This window comes from Escherichia sp. R1 (genome assembly GCF_003000935.1).
In the GTDB taxonomy this organism is placed as follows: domain Bacteria; phylum Pseudomonadota; class Gammaproteobacteria; order Enterobacterales; family Enterobacteriaceae; genus Escherichia; species Escherichia coli.
This window is the reverse complement of record NZ_PSRU01000021.1, coordinates 86,022-101,570: the sequence shown is the minus strand read 5'-3', so window position 1 is coordinate 101,570 and position 15,549 is coordinate 86,022. Positions and strand designations below refer to the sequence as shown.

General features: G+C 51.5%; 17 protein-coding genes. 9 read left to right on the top strand and 8 right to left on the bottom strand.

Annotation, left to right across the window (positions count from 1 at the left end):
* Window positions 1-28 precede the first annotated feature (28 nt).
* From tatC to rmuC, 7 genes are all read right to left on the bottom strand, one after another.
* Window positions 29-805 carry a Sec-independent protein translocase subunit TatC gene (gene tatC / locus C4F37_RS22320; protein WP_000109949.1) on the bottom strand — a complete coding sequence of 259 codons (777 nt, stop codon included), beginning with the start codon at window positions 803-805 and terminating at the stop codon, window positions 29-31.
* Between the two features lie 2 nt (window positions 806-807).
* A complete protein-coding gene (gene tatB, locus C4F37_RS22315) occupies window positions 808-1,323 on the bottom strand; it encodes a Sec-independent protein translocase protein TatB (RefSeq protein WP_000459600.1) in 516 nt (171 codons plus the stop codon).
* Between the two features lie 3 nt (window positions 1,324-1,326).
* A complete protein-coding gene (gene tatA, locus C4F37_RS22310) occupies window positions 1,327-1,596 on the bottom strand; it encodes a Sec-independent protein translocase subunit TatA (RefSeq protein WP_001295260.1) in 270 nt (89 codons plus the stop codon).
* 78 nt (window positions 1,597-1,674) lie between these two features.
* Window positions 1,675-3,315 carry a ubiquinone biosynthesis regulatory protein kinase UbiB gene (gene ubiB / locus C4F37_RS22305; RefSeq protein WP_000187545.1) on the bottom strand — a complete coding sequence of 547 codons (1,641 nt, stop codon included), beginning with the start codon at window positions 3,313-3,315 and terminating at the stop codon, window positions 1,675-1,677.
* The gene (gene ubiJ / locus C4F37_RS22300; protein ID WP_001305365.1) at window positions 3,312-3,917 is read right to left on the bottom strand and encodes a ubiquinone biosynthesis protein UbiJ; all 606 of its coding nucleotides are present in this window, start codon (window positions 3,915-3,917) and stop codon (window positions 3,312-3,314) included. The genes ubiB and ubiJ overlap by 4 nt, the downstream gene beginning before the upstream one ends.
* Before the next feature lie 13 nt (window positions 3,918-3,930).
* Entirely contained in the window at window positions 3,931-4,686 is a 756-nt protein-coding gene (gene ubiE / locus C4F37_RS22295) for a bifunctional demethylmenaquinone methyltransferase/2-methoxy-6-polyprenyl-1,4-benzoquinol methylase UbiE (protein WP_000227959.1), read from the bottom strand.
* Window positions 4,687-4,780: 94 nt separating this feature from the next.
* Window positions 4,781-6,208 (bottom strand): DNA recombination protein RmuC, encoded by a 1,428-nt coding sequence (gene rmuC / locus C4F37_RS22290; RefSeq protein WP_000347712.1) that lies wholly within the window; start codon window positions 6,206-6,208, stop codon window positions 4,781-4,783.
* A 216-nt stretch (window positions 6,209-6,424) separates the two neighbouring features.
* Here rmuC and C4F37_RS22285 point away from each other — a divergent pair, with 216 nt between their 5' ends.
* From C4F37_RS22285 to C4F37_RS22260, 6 genes are read left to right on the top strand one after another with little or no spacing between them, the layout of a single operon-like run.
* Window positions 6,425-7,192: an IclR family transcriptional regulator gene (locus C4F37_RS22285; protein ID WP_001305366.1), complete on the top strand. Its 768-nt coding sequence runs from the start codon at window positions 6,425-6,427 to the stop codon at window positions 7,190-7,192.
* Window positions 7,193-7,215: 23 nt separating this feature from the next.
* The gene (locus C4F37_RS22280) at window positions 7,216-8,220 is read left to right on the top strand and encodes a 2-dehydro-3-deoxygalactonokinase (protein ID WP_001117533.1); all 1,005 of its coding nucleotides are present in this window, start codon (window positions 7,216-7,218) and stop codon (window positions 8,218-8,220) included.
* Window positions 8,210-8,839 carry a 2-dehydro-3-deoxy-6-phosphogalactonate aldolase gene (locus C4F37_RS22275; RefSeq protein ID WP_001116472.1) on the top strand — a complete coding sequence of 210 codons (630 nt, stop codon included), beginning with the start codon at window positions 8,210-8,212 and terminating at the stop codon, window positions 8,837-8,839. The genes C4F37_RS22280 and C4F37_RS22275 overlap by 11 nt, the downstream gene beginning before the upstream one ends.
* A 24-nt stretch (window positions 8,840-8,863) precedes the next feature.
* A complete protein-coding gene (locus tag C4F37_RS22270) occupies window positions 8,864-9,838 on the top strand; it encodes a Bug family tripartite tricarboxylate transporter substrate binding protein (RefSeq protein ID WP_001540244.1) in 975 nt (324 codons plus the stop codon).
* Window positions 9,839-9,854: 16 nt separating this feature from the next.
* Entirely contained in the window at window positions 9,855-10,361 is a 507-nt protein-coding gene (locus C4F37_RS22265; RefSeq protein WP_001093393.1) for a tripartite tricarboxylate transporter TctB family protein, read from the top strand.
* 12 nt (window positions 10,362-10,373) lie between these two features.
* Window positions 10,374-11,864: a tripartite tricarboxylate transporter permease gene (locus C4F37_RS22260; RefSeq protein ID WP_000463026.1), complete on the top strand. Its 1,491-nt coding sequence runs from the start codon at window positions 10,374-10,376 to the stop codon at window positions 11,862-11,864.
* 34 nt (window positions 11,865-11,898) lie between these two features.
* Here the strand turns inward: C4F37_RS22260 and udp are convergent, their stop codons facing one another.
* On the bottom strand, window positions 11,899-12,663 hold the full coding sequence (gene udp / locus C4F37_RS22255) for a uridine phosphorylase (RefSeq protein WP_000045178.1): 765 nt from the start codon (window positions 12,661-12,663) through the stop codon (window positions 11,899-11,901).
* 261 nt (window positions 12,664-12,924) lie between these two features.
* On the opposite strand from udp, the gene C4F37_RS22250 reads away from it, so the two are divergent.
* The 3 genes from C4F37_RS22250 (at window position 12,925) to C4F37_RS22240 (ending at window position 15,525) form a co-directional block, all read left to right on the top strand.
* Window positions 12,925-13,734 carry a dienelactone hydrolase family protein gene (locus C4F37_RS22250; protein WP_001298606.1) on the top strand — a complete coding sequence of 270 codons (810 nt, stop codon included), beginning with the start codon at window positions 12,925-12,927 and terminating at the stop codon, window positions 13,732-13,734.
* Between the two features lie 256 nt (window positions 13,735-13,990).
* Complete coding sequence (locus C4F37_RS22245; protein ID WP_001540240.1) at window positions 13,991-14,659, top strand: cysteine hydrolase family protein; 669 nt, start codon at window positions 13,991-13,993, stop codon at window positions 14,657-14,659.
* Between the two features lie 5 nt (window positions 14,660-14,664).
* On the top strand, window positions 14,665-15,525 hold the full coding sequence (locus C4F37_RS22240; RefSeq protein ID WP_001540239.1) for a DUF2877 domain-containing protein: 861 nt from the start codon (window positions 14,665-14,667) through the stop codon (window positions 15,523-15,525).
* Window positions 15,526-15,549: the final 24 nt, after the last annotated feature.

Genomic DNA, 15,549 nt, shown 5'->3' with positions numbered 1-15,549 from the left:
TGACAACCGCCCTGACGGGCGGTTGAATTTATTCTTCAGTTTTTTCGCTTTCTGCTTCAGCGTCGTTTTCCTCTTCCCGGTTTCGCCCTTTACCAACGTAAAAGCGTGAGAAGAAGACACCGATTTCAAACAGGCAGTACATAGGGATCGCCAACAGCGTTTGCGAGAAGACATCCGGCGGCGTCAGCAACATCCCGACAACGAATGCACCAACCAGCACATACGGGCGTTTTTTGCGTAAGTCTTCTGGCGAGGTAATCCCCATCCAGCACAGCAACACAATTGCCACCGGCACTTCAAAGGAGACACCAAACGCCATAAACAGCGCCATAACGAAGCTTAAATAGCTCGCAATGTCGGTGGATACCTGTACCCCTTCCGGCGCGGTATTGGCAAGGAAGCCAAATGCCAGCGGAAAGACCACAAAGTAGGCGAACGCCATGCCGATATAAAACAGCAGAGAGCTGGAAACCAGCAGCGGCACCACCAGGCGACGTTCATGCTTATACAGCGCTGGGGCGATAAACGCCCACACCTGATAGAGAATCACCGGCGCTGACAGAATCAGCGACACCATAAAGGTCAGCTTGATCGGCGTAAAGAACGGCGAGGCCACGTCGGTGGCGATCATCGTTGAACCTTGCGGCAACTGCTTGATCAATGGCGCGGATACCAGGTGATAGATGTCATTGGCGAAATAGACCAGACACAGGAATATCACGATCACCGAGATAATGCAGTTCAGCAGACGCTTACGCAGCTCAATCAGATGCGTGATAAGCGGTTGAGTATCTTCTACAGACATGTTTACGGTTTATCACTCGACGAAGGGGAAGGTGCAGCGGTTTTCGGTTCAGCGTCCGCAGCAGGTTTTACCACCGGCTCTGGCGTAGTTTCTGGCTTCTGTTCCGGCGAACTGGCCTGCGTTTGTGCAGCAGCAGGCGTTACGCCTTCATGCGCAGTTTCATTGTCTTTCACCACCGGGTTATGGATGGTGTGCGCTTCATCGCTCGCCTTTTCAGGATCGTTTGCAACGTAGGAACGCTTCATCGACTCCGCAGCCTGGCGTAATTCATCCATCGACGCTTTCAGTTCGGGCGTCAGGTTAGTGAGGCTCGCCTTTTCAACCTTTTTCAGACTGTCCTGAAACTCCTGGAGTTTTAACTCCTGGGTCAGTTCGTTCTGCACCGTTGTCGCCAGTGAACGCAACGCGCGAATCCAGCCCGCTACCGTTTTTACCGCCACAGGCAGTCGTTGCGGCCCCAGAACGACGAGGCCGATGATGAACACCAATAGCAGTTCGCTAAAACCGATATCAAACACAGATTACACCTGCTCTTTATCGTGGCGCTTCGCGTCTTCTGTTTTAGCCTGTTCCTGATTCGTATCCGCCTGCTTATCGGCGATAGTTTTCGCAGTAAAATCAGCATCCTGGCTGGTTTTATCCTGCTTTGGTTCATCATCGCTCATTGCTTTTTTAAAGCCTTTGATCGACGCACCAAGATCGGAACCGATGGAGCCGAGCTTTTTGGTGCCAAAAAGCAGTACAACGATGACGGCAATAATCAATAACTGCCAAATACTGATACCACCCATACATGTTCCTCTGTGGTAGATGATGATTAAACAAAGCCGCATTATACGTTACACGGCCCGCCTTGAGCGATGAAAAAATCAGCGTGTTTTGCGCCAACCGACAAACCAGGCGATCAGACCACCTGCCATTAACCAGCCGGGCATCAACCCCCATTCAGGTCGGCTGACCAACAAGAATGTGCCACTTAATACTAACGTAGCGCCAATTCCGAGAAAATAACGCGATTGTCCCTGACGTACATGATTTGACTGAAGCTCGCGGGCAATCTTATCAACACTATGCTGTAAATACTTGCCCTGGCGCAAACTGTCGTAAACCAGTTCGGGCAGTTCTGGCATTTTTTCGACCCAGAACGGCGCTTTTTCTTTAAATGCTCTCACCAGCGCAGGAATACCGACCTGATCTTTAATCCACGACTCCAGGAAAGGCTTCGCCGTTTTCCATAAATCGAGTTGCGGATAAAGCTGGCGTCCTACCCCTTCGACGTAGAGCAGGGTTTTCTGGAGTAACACCAGTTGCGGCTGCACTTCCATATTGAAGCGACGCGCCGTATTAAACAGATTTAACAGTACATGTCCAAACGAAATTTCGGCCAGCGGTTTCTCAAAGATAGGTTCACAGACCGTACGAATGGCAAATTCGAACTCTTCAACGTTGGTATCTGGTGGCACCCAACCAGAATCGACGTGTAGCTCTGCCACTTTGCGATAGTCGCGATTAAAGAAGGCGATAAAGTTTTCCGCCAGATAGCGTTTATCTTCTTTGTTTAGCGAGCCAACAATCCCGCAATCAATGCCGATATATTTCGGGTTTTCCGGGTGTTCATAGCTTACGAAGATGTTGCCAGGGTGCATATCGGCATGGAAAAAGCTGTCGCGAAAGACCTGAGTGAAGAACACCTGCACGCCGCGTTCCGCCAGCAATTTCATGTTGGTGCCGTTTTTCTCCAGCGTCGCAACATCAGACACCGGAATGCCGTAAATACGTTCCATCACCATCATCCCTTCACTACAATAGTCAGGGTAAACTTCCGGGATGTAGAGCATCGGGCTGTCTTCAAAATTGCGTCGAAGCTGAATGGCGTTGGCAGATTCCCGCAGCAAATTCAGTTCATCAATCAAGGTCTTTTCGTACTCGCGCACCACTTCGGTTGGGCGCAGACGGCGACCATCCGGCAGCAAACGCGGCACCCAGCGAGCCAGACGGTAAATAAGTTTCAGATCCGCTTTAATGACCGGCAAAATATCCGGGCGGATAACTTTAATCACCACCTCTTTACCATTCGATTTCAATCGCGCGGTATGAACCTGGGCGATAGAAGCAGAAGCCAGCGGCTTGATTTCAAAATCGTCAAACCACGCTTCTACCGGCAAGCCGCCCATTGCAGCTTCAATCTGCTGCTTCGCCAGCTTGCCATCAAACGGAGCGACTTTGTCCTGCAATAACGCCAGCTGATCGGCAATATGCGGCGGAAAAAGATCGCGGCGGGTTGATAACATCTGCCCGAACTTGATCCATACCGGTCCCAGTTCTTGCAGGGCCAGTCGTAGTCGCTCACCTAAAGGTTTGTCTTTATGCCGATTTGGCATCCAGAATAATGAGTATCGCCATAGCCGTAGCGGCAGGGTGATACGCATTTTGGGGATCAGTTCATCAAGTCCGTAGCTTAAAAAAGTGCGAATGATGAAATATAGGCGCCGTACTTCACCTGGCGTCATTTAGCCTCCAGTTTTTCCAGCCGTTTGGTCAGGGCATCAACAGCACGCTCGACGGCAGCCGTCTCTTCCGCAAACCAGGCCACTTCAAGCGGACCGGGTGCCATACGCCACTCTTCAGTAATGGCTTCCGCCACATAACATTGCTGGCGCTTAATGCCGTGATGCAGGAACTTTGCGCCTCCGCGCAGGGCTTTGCTGATACCTTCAGCGGCGATATCACCGGTATAAGGGGCCAGCAGTTCCGCAGGGTCGAACTCTGCCAGATCTGCCAGCGCAACGAAGTTTTGCACCACCTGAATATCACCCTGCACTTCCAGCTCACCACTGCGAATCAGTGCGGCAAGCTGCTGGCGATCACGAAGTTTCGGCAACACGCTGGCGTAAGCGATAACGGTGCAGTCAGCATCGCCTGCCCATTCGCCCAGTACATCGACCTGGCGTTCGCTGAACACCAGAATCAATGACGTCGAAAAGCCTTTTACCTCCACGCGCAGCACTTTGCCCAACAGACGCGAGCGGGCCGTTTTCAGCGCGGGTGAGCGATACAGGAAGGTGTTGAGCAGACTTTCAATTCCTGCCGTCACTAAAGGTTTAAAAGGCATTTCCGGTCTCCTGTCAGAACTTATAACCACGATGCAGCGCCACAACCCCTGCCGTCAGATTGTAGTAGTCGACACTTTCGAATCCGGCATCCTGCATCATGGTTTTCAGGGTATCCTGATCGGGATGCATACGGATGGATTCTGCCAGATAACGGTAGCTGTCGGCGTCGTTCGCGACCAGTGAGCCAATACGCGGCAGCACATGGAAGGAGTATGCATCATAGGCTTTGCTCAGCGGCTCGATAATTGGCTTCGAGAACTCAAGTACCAGCAGGCGGCCGCCGGGTTTCAGCACGCGATACATTGAACGCAGTGCTTTATCTTTGTCGGTGACGTTACGCAGACCAAACGAAATGGTGATGCAATCAAAGGTGTTATCCGGGAACGGCAGCGCCTCAGCGTTCGCCTGAACATACTCAACGTTGCCAATCACACCGATATTACGCAGCTTCTCGCGGCCCATTTTGAGCATGGATTCATTGATATCAGCAAGGACCACTTTGCCAGTTTCTCCGACCAGGCGAGAGAATTTCGCTGTCAGGTCGCCGGTGCCACCAGCCAGATCCAGCACGGTCTGCCCACGGCGTACGCCGCTGCAATCAATCGTGAATCGCTTCCACAAACGATGAATACCGAATGACATCAAATCATTCATGACATCGTATTTTGATGCCACGGAATGGAAAACGTGGGCGACCATATCCGCTTTTTGTTCCTTCGCGACGGTCTGAAAACCAAAGTGCGTCGTTTCTTGTGACTTATCCACCATCTCAATGCCTGCTCATCAAAAAATTGTTCCAGAAGTGTAACAGATTGGGCGTCGATGCCCTAGATTTCTACCCGGCTTAACTACCCCCAATGGGCTAGCGCGACTGCTGATTATATTCATCATCGCGTTGATAAGCTTCATCATTCGGCTGCTCCGGAACCGACCGAAGTCGATACTCTTCATCCTGGCTCACCGCCTGTTCAGCCAAATCCGGATTAATCTCGCGTTTAATTTCTACCCCTAAACCGCGAAACGCTTCTGCCTGCGCCAGCACATTTCCGCGACCTGAAGAGAGTTTTTTCATTGCCTGGCGATAGTTATCCTGCGCTTTGTCGAGACTTTGACCGATCGCGGACATGTCATCGACAAACAAGCGCATTTTGTCGTACAGCTTGCTGGCGCGATCGGCGATTTTCTGGGCGTTACGACTTTGATGCTCATAACGCCACAGGTTGGCGATAGTGCGCAGCGCCACCAGCAGCGTAGTCGGGCTAACCAGCATGATATTGTTTTTCAACGCTTCGGTGATCAGCTCCGGCTGACGGTCAAGCGCCAGTAAAAAAGCGGGTTCAACGGGAATAAACATCAGCACGTAATCCAGAGTTCGCAGCCCCGGCAGCTGTTGATAATCTTTGCGTCCCAGCAAACGGATATGGTTACGTACCGACGCGATATGTTCCTGTAGCGCGCTTTCGCGGGTGTAGTCATCTTCGGCGTTGAAATAGCGTTCATAGGCGACCAGCGTCATTTTGGCGTCGATCACCACATCTTTTCCCTGCGGCAACCGCACGATGACATCCGGCTGCATCCGCGAGCGGGCGTCATTTTCGATGCTGACCTGGGTTTCATATTCATACCCTTCACGCAGACCGGAAGCCTCCAGCACCCGCGTCAATACTACCTCGCCCCAGTTGCCCTGGGTTTTATTGTCGCCTTTCAGCGCACGCGTCAGGTTGATCGCTTCCTGGGCCATCTGGGCGTTGAGTTGCTGGAGGTTGCGGATTTCGTGAGTCAGGGTATGACGTTCTTGGGCTTCTTTACCAAAGCTGTCCTGGACCTGACGGCGGAAACCATCCAGTTGTTCACGCAACGGCGACAAAAGACTGTTCAGACTCTGGCGATTTTGCTCATCAACCCGACGATTACTGTGTTCAAAAATACGGTTGGCAAGGTTTTCAAATTGCTCACTGAGGCGCTGTTCGCTGTTGATCATCTGGCGAATTTTATCGTCAGCGTGTTGCTGTGCGGCTTCCATCCGCGTGGTCACTTCACGCAGATCGGCCTCCAGAGAGGTGTTAATACTTTGCAGGCTGCGCACTTCGTTATTGAGCAATTCACACTCTGCGCGCCAGTGCTCGCTTTGGGTAATTTGTTGTTTTGCCGCGCTTAACTCCGCGACCATCTCTTCACGTTCAGCTAATTGCTCGGCTTTTTGCTGCGCATGTTGATAACTGGCAAACAGCCAGCCAATTGCCACACCCACCAATGCAATAACTGCGTAAACCATGATTGAGAAATCCACAACGCCTCCTGACGCAACAACTTACCCGCACAAAATAGAATTGTGCTGTACAAACGTCCAGTTTGAAAGAAGTTTCCTGCGAGGCGCTACGCAAAACGATCGTTAATTTTCATTATTTTATCCCACAATATGAGATGGAGTTTATATTGTGGGATATATCACCTTTTCCCCACGTCATTATGTGGAACACTTCAGCAATATCATCAGGAGAAACGTATGGCAGAAACCTCTTCAACCACCGCAGGCGCACAAACGTTATTACGTGGACTGGCGGTTCTTAATGCTGTTTATAACGGCTGCCATGACCTAAAAAGTATCGGCGAGTTCACCGGCACGACCCGGAGCACAACCCATCGTTTAGTCACCGTTCTGGTGGAACAACGCTACCTGCGCCATGTCCCAACGCAGGGCTACCAACTGGGTGCCAAACTGATCGAATTTGGTGCCAGAGCACTGGAAAGCACCTCGCTGTACGAAATTGCCCAGCCCGTTTTGCAACGCCTTGCCCGTTACACCCTGGACACCGTGCATCTGGGGATCGTTGAAGGCGACGAAGTGCTGTATCTGGAGAAGATCAACAGTCAGCGCGGGCTGGAAATGCGCTCACGCCCAGGCCATCGCATGCCACTGGCAATCACCGGCATCGGCAAGGCATTGATCCTCAACCGAACAGAAGAAGAGTGGCGCACACTGTTTAAGACCTGTGGTGATGAAACAAAACTGGGCACATTTATTCAGAACATGCGTCGTTATGCCGCCAGTGGTTTTGCTTTTGATCTGGAAGAGAACGAGCCGACTATCCGTTGCGTTGCAGCGCCGGTTTACAACGCCCGGGATGAAATTGTGGCGGCTATTTCTGTCGCCAGTACCACCACGTATATGTCGCTGGCGCGTCTGGAAGAACTGGCACCTTACGTCAAATCCTGTGCAGAAGAGATATCCGCTGAACTGGGCTGGGGTAAGCACGTCCGCAAAGATAAATAAACCATGATTAAAGGAAACGACTAATGCCGGGAGCACCCTCATTTATTGCCCTGGACTGGGGAACGTCATCGCTTCGGGCATGGCGTTTTGGCGAATCACCAAATCCACAAGAAAAACGTGAATTCCCCTGGGGGATCATGAAATTACCCTCCCAGGCAGCAACACGTGAGGACGCTTTCCACGATACGTTTTTACGTGTCTGCGGCGACTGGCTGGCACAAACCCCATGCCCGGTACTGGCTTGCGGCATGCTCGGCAGTGCGCAAGGGTGGCAATCAGCAGCTTATTTACCTTGCCCGGTCACTCTCGAGGGTCTGGCGAAGCAGTTGACGCCTGTTATCCACCAGCAGCAGACAATGCTGCACATCATTCCTGGCGTGATTAAAGAAGGTGAAATGCCCGAAGTGATGCGTGGCGAAGAGACACAAATCTTCGGTGCTATCTCGATGGAACCGGCCCTGCAAAACGCGATCCATCAGGGTATGCCAGTGCTGATAGGCTTACCCGGCACACATGCGAAATGGGCAGTAGTTGAAAACAACACCATTACCGATTTCCGAACCTTTATGACGGGCGAGTTATTTGATGTTTTATCCCGCCATTCGATTCTCGGTGCCACCATGCATCCTGGAGATGAACCGCACTGGGATGCCTTCACCCACGGGCTGACAGCAGCACAAGAGCATCATCAGACCGGATTATTATCGACGCTGTTTTCGACCCGTTCGCGCCTGCTGACCAGTAATCTTACGTCGTCCTCGCAGGGGGATTACCTTTCCGGATTACTGATAGGCCATGAATTATGTGGTCTGGCATCCAGTTTGCTACGTGATTTACCCGCCACAACACCGATCGCCTTAATCGGTAGCGCAAATCTGAACAGCCGCTATTCACAAGCATTCAGCCACGTTTTTCCCGACAGACAGATACACGCCATTCCCAATGCCACTGAACATGGATTATGGCGAATCGCCCACGCTGCCGGGTTACTGTCCACTAACGCCAGGGAATGTACCCATGCCATTTAATACGCTTTTGCAAAAAACCGGGTTAGTCGCCATTTTACGCGGCGTGAAACCGGATGAGATTGTCGCCATCGGTGAAAAACTGTACGCCGCCGGATTCCGCCTGATTGAGATTCCTATGAACTCGCCGGAGGCGTTGCAAAGTATCAGTTTACTGCGCGACGCCCTGCCTAAGGACTGCCTGGTCGGAGCCGGAACTGTGCTTTCGGTAGAGCAGGTGGTTGCGGTTAAAGAGGCTGGGGGCCAGATTATCGTGATGCCGCATTGCGATACTGCGGTGATCCGTCGCGCCCGTGCGCTGGGTATGTATTGTGCGCCTGGCGTCGCCACGCCCACCGAAGCCTTTGCTGCCATTGAACATGGTGCTAATGCCATCAAGCTGTTCCCGGCTGAACAAATTACGCCAGAAGTTACCAAAGCCTGGCGTGCGGTTATTCCACAATCCGTTCCGATGTTACCGGTTGGCGGTATCACACCGGAAACCATGGCGCGTTATCTGAGCCACGGCGCAAACGGCTTTGGCCTCGGTTCTGCGCTATATCGCCCCGGCATGACGCCAGAGCAAGTCTATGAAAATGCAGTACTGTTTATGAACGCATGGAACAATTTAAATAGCAACTAACTGATAAATAAGGATATAAAAGCAATGATAAAACATCTTACCTTACCGAAAAAAATGGCTGCAATGGTACTTCTTGCAGGCGCTGCCCTCAGCATTGCGCCTGTACAGGCTGCCTCCTACCCAACCAAACAGATCGAGTTAGTCGTTCCCTACGCTGCCGGAGGCGGTACGGATCTGGTTGCCCGTGCCTTTGCTGATGCCGCCAAAAACCATTTACCCGTCAGCATCGGGGTTATCAATAAACCTGGCGGAGGCGGTGCTATCGGCCTGAGTGAAATCGCCGCTGCCCGCCCTAACGGTTACAAAATTGGTTTAGGCACGGTTGAACTAACCACCCTTCCCAGCCTCGGAATGGTGCGTTTTAAAACCAGCGACTTTAAACCCATTGCCCGTCTGAATGCGGATCCGGCTGCTATCACAGTCCGTGCCGATGCGCCGTGGAATAGCTATGAAGAATTTATGACTTACGCCAAAGCGAATCCCGGAAAAGTACGCATTGGTAACTCAGGCACCGGAGCTATCTGGCATCTGGCGGCAGCTGCACTGGAAGACAAAACGGGCGCAAAGTTTTCTCATGTCCCGTATGACGGCGCAGCCCCTGCCATTACAGGCCTGTTAGGTGGGCACATTGAAGCGGTTTCCGTAAGCCCAGGAGAAGTTATCAACCATGTGAATGGCGGCAAGCTGAAGACACTGGTAGTGATGGCGGATGAGCGAATGAAAACCATGCCTGACGTCCCGACGTTAAAAGAGAAAGGCGTTGATCTCTCCATCGGCACCTGGCGCGGCCTGATTGTGTCGCAAAAAACGCCGCAGGATGTGGTGGATGTTCTGGCAAAGGCAGCAAAAGAGACGGCTGAAGAGCCTGCATTCCAGGATGCACTGCAAAAGTTGAATCTCAACTATGCATGGCTTGACGCTGCCAGCTTCCAGACCCAAATCAGCGAACAGGAAAAGTACTTTGACGAGTTGCTGACTCGCCTGAGCCTGAAAAAATAAACCTGAGGTACGGTTGATGAACACAAAACAGTCTGTTGCTCAACTCGCCGTACCGCACCGCAAGCGCCTTTCATCAACGATGGTGGTGGCGCTGTTACTTTGTGTGGTTGCTGGCGCGGTGATGATTAATGCCGCTGATTTTCCAGCAACTGCCATTGAAACGGATCCCGGTGCAAGTGCCTTCCCTACCTTCTATGCCTGTGCCCTGATTGTGCTCGCTGTCTTGCTGGTGATACGCGATCTTTTGCAGGCAAAACCAGCCTCTTGCGCCAACGCACAGGAAAAACCGGCATTCAGGAAAACAGCAACAGGAATTGCGGCAACCGCGTTTTATATTGTGGCGATGAGCTACTGCGGTTATCTCATTACTACTCCTGTTTTCCTCATCGTCATTATGACGTTGATGGGCTACAGGCGATGGGTACTCACACCGGGTATTGCGCTGCTGTTAACGGCAATCCTCTGGTTGCTGTTTGTCGAAGCGTTACAGGTGCCATTGCCTGTCGGCACATTTTTCGAATAACAGGGGCCAGCAATGTTTGAAAGTGAACTTTTAACTCAGGGTTTTTCGACATTACTCAATAATCCTCAGGCGCTGCTGTTTGCCACTTTTGGGGTGATGCTGGGTATTGTGATTGGCGCTTTGCCTGGTCTGACAGCGACCATGGGTGTGGCGATTTTGCTGCCTTTCACCTATGGCATGGAGCCTGTTTCTGGCTTGTTGATGATTTGCGGCGTCTTTTTTGGTGGCGTCTACGGTGGTTCTATCACCGCAATTTTGCTCAAAATTCCCGGAACGCCTGCCGCCGCAGCCACCGCTATTGATGGTTATGAGCTGACGAAACAGGGAAAAGCAGGGCTGGCATTGAGTGCCGCCACGTTCTCTTCCTTTAGTGGCGGAACGCTCAGCATTATCGTGCTGATGTTTCTCTCTCCGGTACTTGCCAGTTGGGCGCTGAAATTTAGTGCCTCGGAGTCCTTCGCCCTGGCAACCTTCGGACTGAGCATTATTGCCAGTATTTCCGGTGAGTCACTGATTAAAGGGCTGATTGCCGGGGTTGGCGGATTGCTGATCGCAACGATAGGCCTTGATCCAATGGGCGGTTTTCCACGGTTTACAGGTGGATTTGTGGAGCTGATGAATGTGCCATTTATCCCGGTGATGATTGGTTTATTTGCTGCTTCAGAAGCATTTCGCTCTATGGAGCAAAACCAGCAAATTCGTCAGGGCGCGAAGGTGGCTATCGGCAGTCTGTTACTGCCCTGGCAAACACTACGCCGCATTGCATTAACCATTTTGCGCTCATCAGGATTAGGGGTTTTTATCGGCATGATCCCCGGTGCGGGGGCGGATATTGCAGCTTTTGTTGCCTATAACGAAACTCGTCGTTTCAGTAAGACACCAGAAAACTTTGGTAAGGGTGAAATTAAAGCTGTGGCCTCCTGTGAGGCAGGCGCGAATGGCTGCACCGGTGGCGCATTGTTACCTATGCTGACGCTGGGGATCCCTGGCGATGCGGTAACCGCCATCATGCTGGGCGCGTTAACGTTACAGGGAATGCAACCAGGCCCGCTGATGTTTACCGACCACGGTGATATGGTTTATACGCTGTTTGTCGGCATGATCTTCTGTTACTTCATGCTACTAGTTCTTGGACTGCTCTCTTTGAAAGTCATCGGTAATGTGGTGAAAATTCCCGGCAATATTCTCACACCGATGATCCTCGCACTTTGTGTGGTCGGGACTTATGCGTTGAACAATAGCCTTTTTGATGTTGGCATTATGCTGATTGCAGGCGTGGTGGGCTATTTCATGCAGAAAGGAGGATATCCGGCATCACCCGTAGTGCTGGCATTGATTATGGGGCCAATGGCGGAAAGTAATTTTCGCCGTGCGCTGTCGCTTTCTGGTGGGTCACTCGACTTTCTGTATACCCGACCGATCACTCTGGCATTGCTGACTCTGGCCGCCTTTACGCTACTGACGCCAATAATCCGCAAAATAATGCGTTTACGGCGTCAATAACTGATATCGCTCCCCGAAGTTGGGGAGCGTTTTTTTATTTCAGCAGACGACGCGCCGCTTCCACCACGATTTTCACCGCATGGCTTTCGGTTTGTTTCATCGTCTCAGCATTCGGGATCTCTTGCTGGGTGCGGTTAACGATAACGCCCGCCACCATACCCGCGCGCAGGCCCTGACTTGCACACATGGTCAGCAGGGTTGCAGATTCCATTTCATAGTTCATTACACCCATCGCCTGCCACTCTTCCATCGAGCCTTTAAAGTGGCGCACAACACGACCAGAGTAAGTATCGTAACGTTCCTGACCTGGGTAGAAGGTATCAGAAGAAGCTGTCACGCCAACGTGAGTCGTCGCGCCAATGGATTTCGCAGCTTCAACCAGCGCAGTCGTACATTCGAAATCAGCGACAGCCGGGAATTCCAGCGGTGCGAAGTGCAGGCTCGCACCATCCAGACGAACAGACGCCGTGGTAACCAGGACATCACCCACATTAATATGCGGCTGAATAGCGCCCGTTGTACCGATACGCAGGAAGGTGCGAATGCCCAGCTGTGCCAGCTCTTCAACAGCAATAGAGGTAGACGGGCCGCCGATACCGGTAGAGCAGACGATAACAGGTTTACCATCCAGCTCTGCACGCCAGGTGGTGAATTCGCGGTGAGATGCCAGCTTAACCGGCTTATCCATCAGCGCGGCGATCTTTTCCACACGATCCGGGTCGCCAGGGACGATGGCAAGCGTAGCCCCTTGTAAATCGTTTTTAGTGAGGCCGAGATGAAAAACATCAGACTTGGACATATACAACTCCTCTGTGAATCGGTTTAGTCAGAAGAAGCAAAAAGACACTTTACCGAAGGGTTTAACATTTTTTCGTGATACTCATCACCATGACGAAAATGCGTTGCATAAATTTACCCGCCAAAAGTGATGCAAATCACATAAATCACTCTTCATTCTGCAGGACTGCATAAAAGATGAGCCGATTCAGGCAATGTGATTTGTTGCATGCTGACTATAGTTAACATTGCGCAACATTTTTATAAGGGTACGGAGAATACCATGGCAACAACACAACAATCTGGATTTGCACCTGCTGCATCGCCTCTCGCTTCGACCATCGTTCAGACTCCGGACGACGCGATTGTGGCGGGCTTCACCTCTATCCCTTCACAAGGGGATAACATGCCTGCTTACCATGCCAGACCAAAGCAAAGCGATGGCCCACTGCCAGTGGTCATTGTAGTGCAGGAAATTTTTGGCGTGCATGAACATATCCGCGACATTTGTCGCCGTCTGGCGCTGGAGGGGTATCTGGCTATCGCACCTGAACTTTACTTCCGCGAAGGCGATCCGAATGATTTTGCCGATATCCCCACGTTGCTTAGCGGTCTGGTAGCAAAAGTGCCTGACTCGCAGGTGCTGGCCGATCTCGATCATGTCGCCAGTTGGGCTTCCCGCAACGGCGGCGATGTTCATCGTTTAATGATCACCGGATTCTGCTGGGGTGGACGTATCACCTGGCTGTATGCCGCGCATAATCCACAGCTAAAAGCCGCAGTGGCGTGGTACGGCAAACTGACGGGCGATAAGTCGCTGAATTCACCGAAACAACCTGTTGATATCGCAACCGATCTTAACGCTCCGGTTCTCGGCTTATATGGTGGTCAGGATAACAGCATTCCGCAGGAGAGCGTTGAAACCATGCGCCAGGCGCTGCGGGCTGCTAATGCGAAAGCAGAGATTATCGTGTACCCGGATGCAGGGCATGCGTTCAACGCCGATTATCGCCCGAGCTATCATGCCGAATCTGCGAAAGACGGCTGGCAGCGAATGTTGGAATGGTTTACACAGTATGGTGTTAAAAAGTAACGCCATAGTCGCTAAATCTGATGATTAAGCTCACACAATTTCAACGATTTTTTTAATCTCAAAACCATACAGCATCAAAAAATTTGTTGCTGTATGCCACTCTTTGACTCCCTTCACATTCGTCATCACACCACCTGCTGAATGCAAAAATTTCGTTGCTGTGCGGCAAACTTTTTTCCTGTTTTGTGTCGCTTTTCTCCTGAATACTCGTTCTCAGAACAACTGGATCGTTTAAACATCAGACAGGAGATTTACCATGACGCAATCCATTTTTCAGGCTCAACCCTTTGAATTACCTTTTGATCCGCGCACAACTGCACTGGTCATGATCGACATGCAGCGTGACTTTGTCGAAGCAGGGGGCTTCGGTGAGGCTCTGGGCAATGATGTTTCACTGGTACGCACGGCTATCGCACCATGTACAGAGGTGCTGGCAGCCGCACGTCAAAAAGGAACTATGGTTATTCATACTCGTGAAGGCCATCGTGCAGACTTAAGCGACTGCCCGCCAGCCAAACTGACGCGCGGCGGAAAAACCTTTATTGGTGAACCAGGACCGATGGGACGCATTCTGGTCAGAGGTGAAGCAGGTCATGACATCATTCCTGAACTGTACCCGGTGGCAGGCGAACCGGTGATTGATAAGCCTGGCAAAGGCGCGTTTTATCAAACCGACTTACATCTGATTTTGCAAAACCACGGTATCAAGACGCTGATAGTTTGTGGTGTAACAACCGAAGTTTGCGTAACCACCACCGTGCGCGAAGCAAATGATCGTGGCTATGAATGCATTATCCCGGAAGATTGTGTCGGCTCCTATTTCCCGGAATTCCAGAAATACGCCCTCGAGATGATCAAAGCACAAGGTGCCATTTTCGGTTGGGTTACTGATTCCAAAGCCATTATTGCAGGTCTGGAAGGCTAACGCCGATGGTACAGGTTACGCTTTGCGCATCGTCGTTGGGATATCTTTTCCCGCAGAATGAAACGCAAGATTTACGTCTGCATAGCGCTTTTAAACATGCGGTAAATCTGTATTCAGACGCGGGAACATTCATCACTCTGTTGTGTGCGCAAACGTATCTGAATCTCCCTGATGCTGCCAGAGTCTGGCTACCTGAATGTTGGGACTGGCGAAGAGAGATTGCCCATTCAGATCCCATTCAGTTAACCCCAGGCTTGCTGCGGACACCTCGATTTTGTGTGGCGCTCGATAACGCAACGCTCTGGCAGTCGCCATTTGTGGGGAGAATGCTGACACTTGAGGCATTCCCTTTGGTTTTCCAGCACTACCCAACGATGGCATCGCAACGGCTTTTATTTTGTCTGGAGCATAACGTTCAAAGCACATTGCACCTGCCGGATAGTCTCACGCACCAGGGATTAGCGATTATGGAACATCCAGATGCGCTGGAACGCCAGGCGCCACAACTGATCGGCTTTGGTAAAGGCTTAACGCCCGATGGAGATGACTATTTGTTGGGCTATCTGGCAGCACTCTGGTTATGGCAACTCCCTGCACCACTTGCCGATCATCAATACCGGTTGCAGCAGGCAATTGATCAACATGCGCACAACACCACGGATATCAGTCGTCATTATCTGGAGCGTGCGCTTCAGGGACATTTTTCAGAACCGATTTGCCAGTTACTCGCACAACTGGTTGGGAGCGCATCGGCAATGACAATCGCATCCTGTGCAGAACAGGTCATGCAATTTGGCGCAACGTCAGGAGTAGATTGCCTTGCAGGAATGCTGCATGGCTTTCGAACCCTGAACACCATGAATTGATTTCAACCTTTTCTCCCGTAGCCC

Excerpts from the sequence above, each read along its gene's own strand:
- ubiJ (WP_001305365.1), bottom strand. The coding sequence starts at position 3,917 with ATGCCTTTTAAACCTTTAGTGACGGCAGGAATTGAAAGTCTGCTCAAC.
- tatC (WP_000109949.1), bottom strand. The coding sequence starts at position 805 with ATGTCTGTAGAAGATACTCAACCGCTTATCACGCATCTGATTGAGCTG.
- C4F37_RS22260 (WP_000463026.1), top strand. The coding sequence starts at position 10,374 with ATGTTTGAAAGTGAACTTTTAACTCAGGGTTTTTCGACATTACTCAAT.
- C4F37_RS22280 (WP_001117533.1), top strand. The coding sequence starts at position 7,216 with ATGCCGGGAGCACCCTCATTTATTGCCCTGGACTGGGGAACGTCATCG.
- C4F37_RS22245 (WP_001540240.1), top strand. The coding sequence starts at position 13,991 with ATGACGCAATCCATTTTTCAGGCTCAACCCTTTGAATTACCTTTTGAT.
- C4F37_RS22275 (WP_001116472.1), top strand. The coding sequence starts at position 8,210 with ATGCCATTTAATACGCTTTTGCAAAAAACCGGGTTAGTCGCCATTTTA.
- C4F37_RS22240 (WP_001540239.1), top strand. The coding sequence starts at position 14,665 with ATGGTACAGGTTACGCTTTGCGCATCGTCGTTGGGATATCTTTTCCCG.
- ubiB (WP_000187545.1), bottom strand. The coding sequence starts at position 3,315 with ATGACGCCAGGTGAAGTACGGCGCCTATATTTCATCATTCGCACTTTT.
- C4F37_RS22270 (WP_001540244.1), top strand. The coding sequence starts at position 8,864 with ATGATAAAACATCTTACCTTACCGAAAAAAATGGCTGCAATGGTACTT.
- C4F37_RS22250 (WP_001298606.1), top strand. The coding sequence starts at position 12,925 with ATGGCAACAACACAACAATCTGGATTTGCACCTGCTGCATCGCCTCTC.
- C4F37_RS22265 (WP_001093393.1), top strand. The coding sequence starts at position 9,855 with ATGAACACAAAACAGTCTGTTGCTCAACTCGCCGTACCGCACCGCAAG.
- udp (WP_000045178.1), bottom strand. The coding sequence starts at position 12,663 with ATGTCCAAGTCTGATGTTTTTCATCTCGGCCTCACTAAAAACGATTTA.
- ubiE (WP_000227959.1), bottom strand. The coding sequence starts at position 4,686 with ATGGTGGATAAGTCACAAGAAACGACGCACTTTGGTTTTCAGACCGTC.
- C4F37_RS22285 (WP_001305366.1), top strand. The coding sequence starts at position 6,425 with ATGGCAGAAACCTCTTCAACCACCGCAGGCGCACAAACGTTATTACGT.
- tatA (WP_001295260.1), bottom strand. The coding sequence starts at position 1,596 with ATGGGTGGTATCAGTATTTGGCAGTTATTGATTATTGCCGTCATCGTT.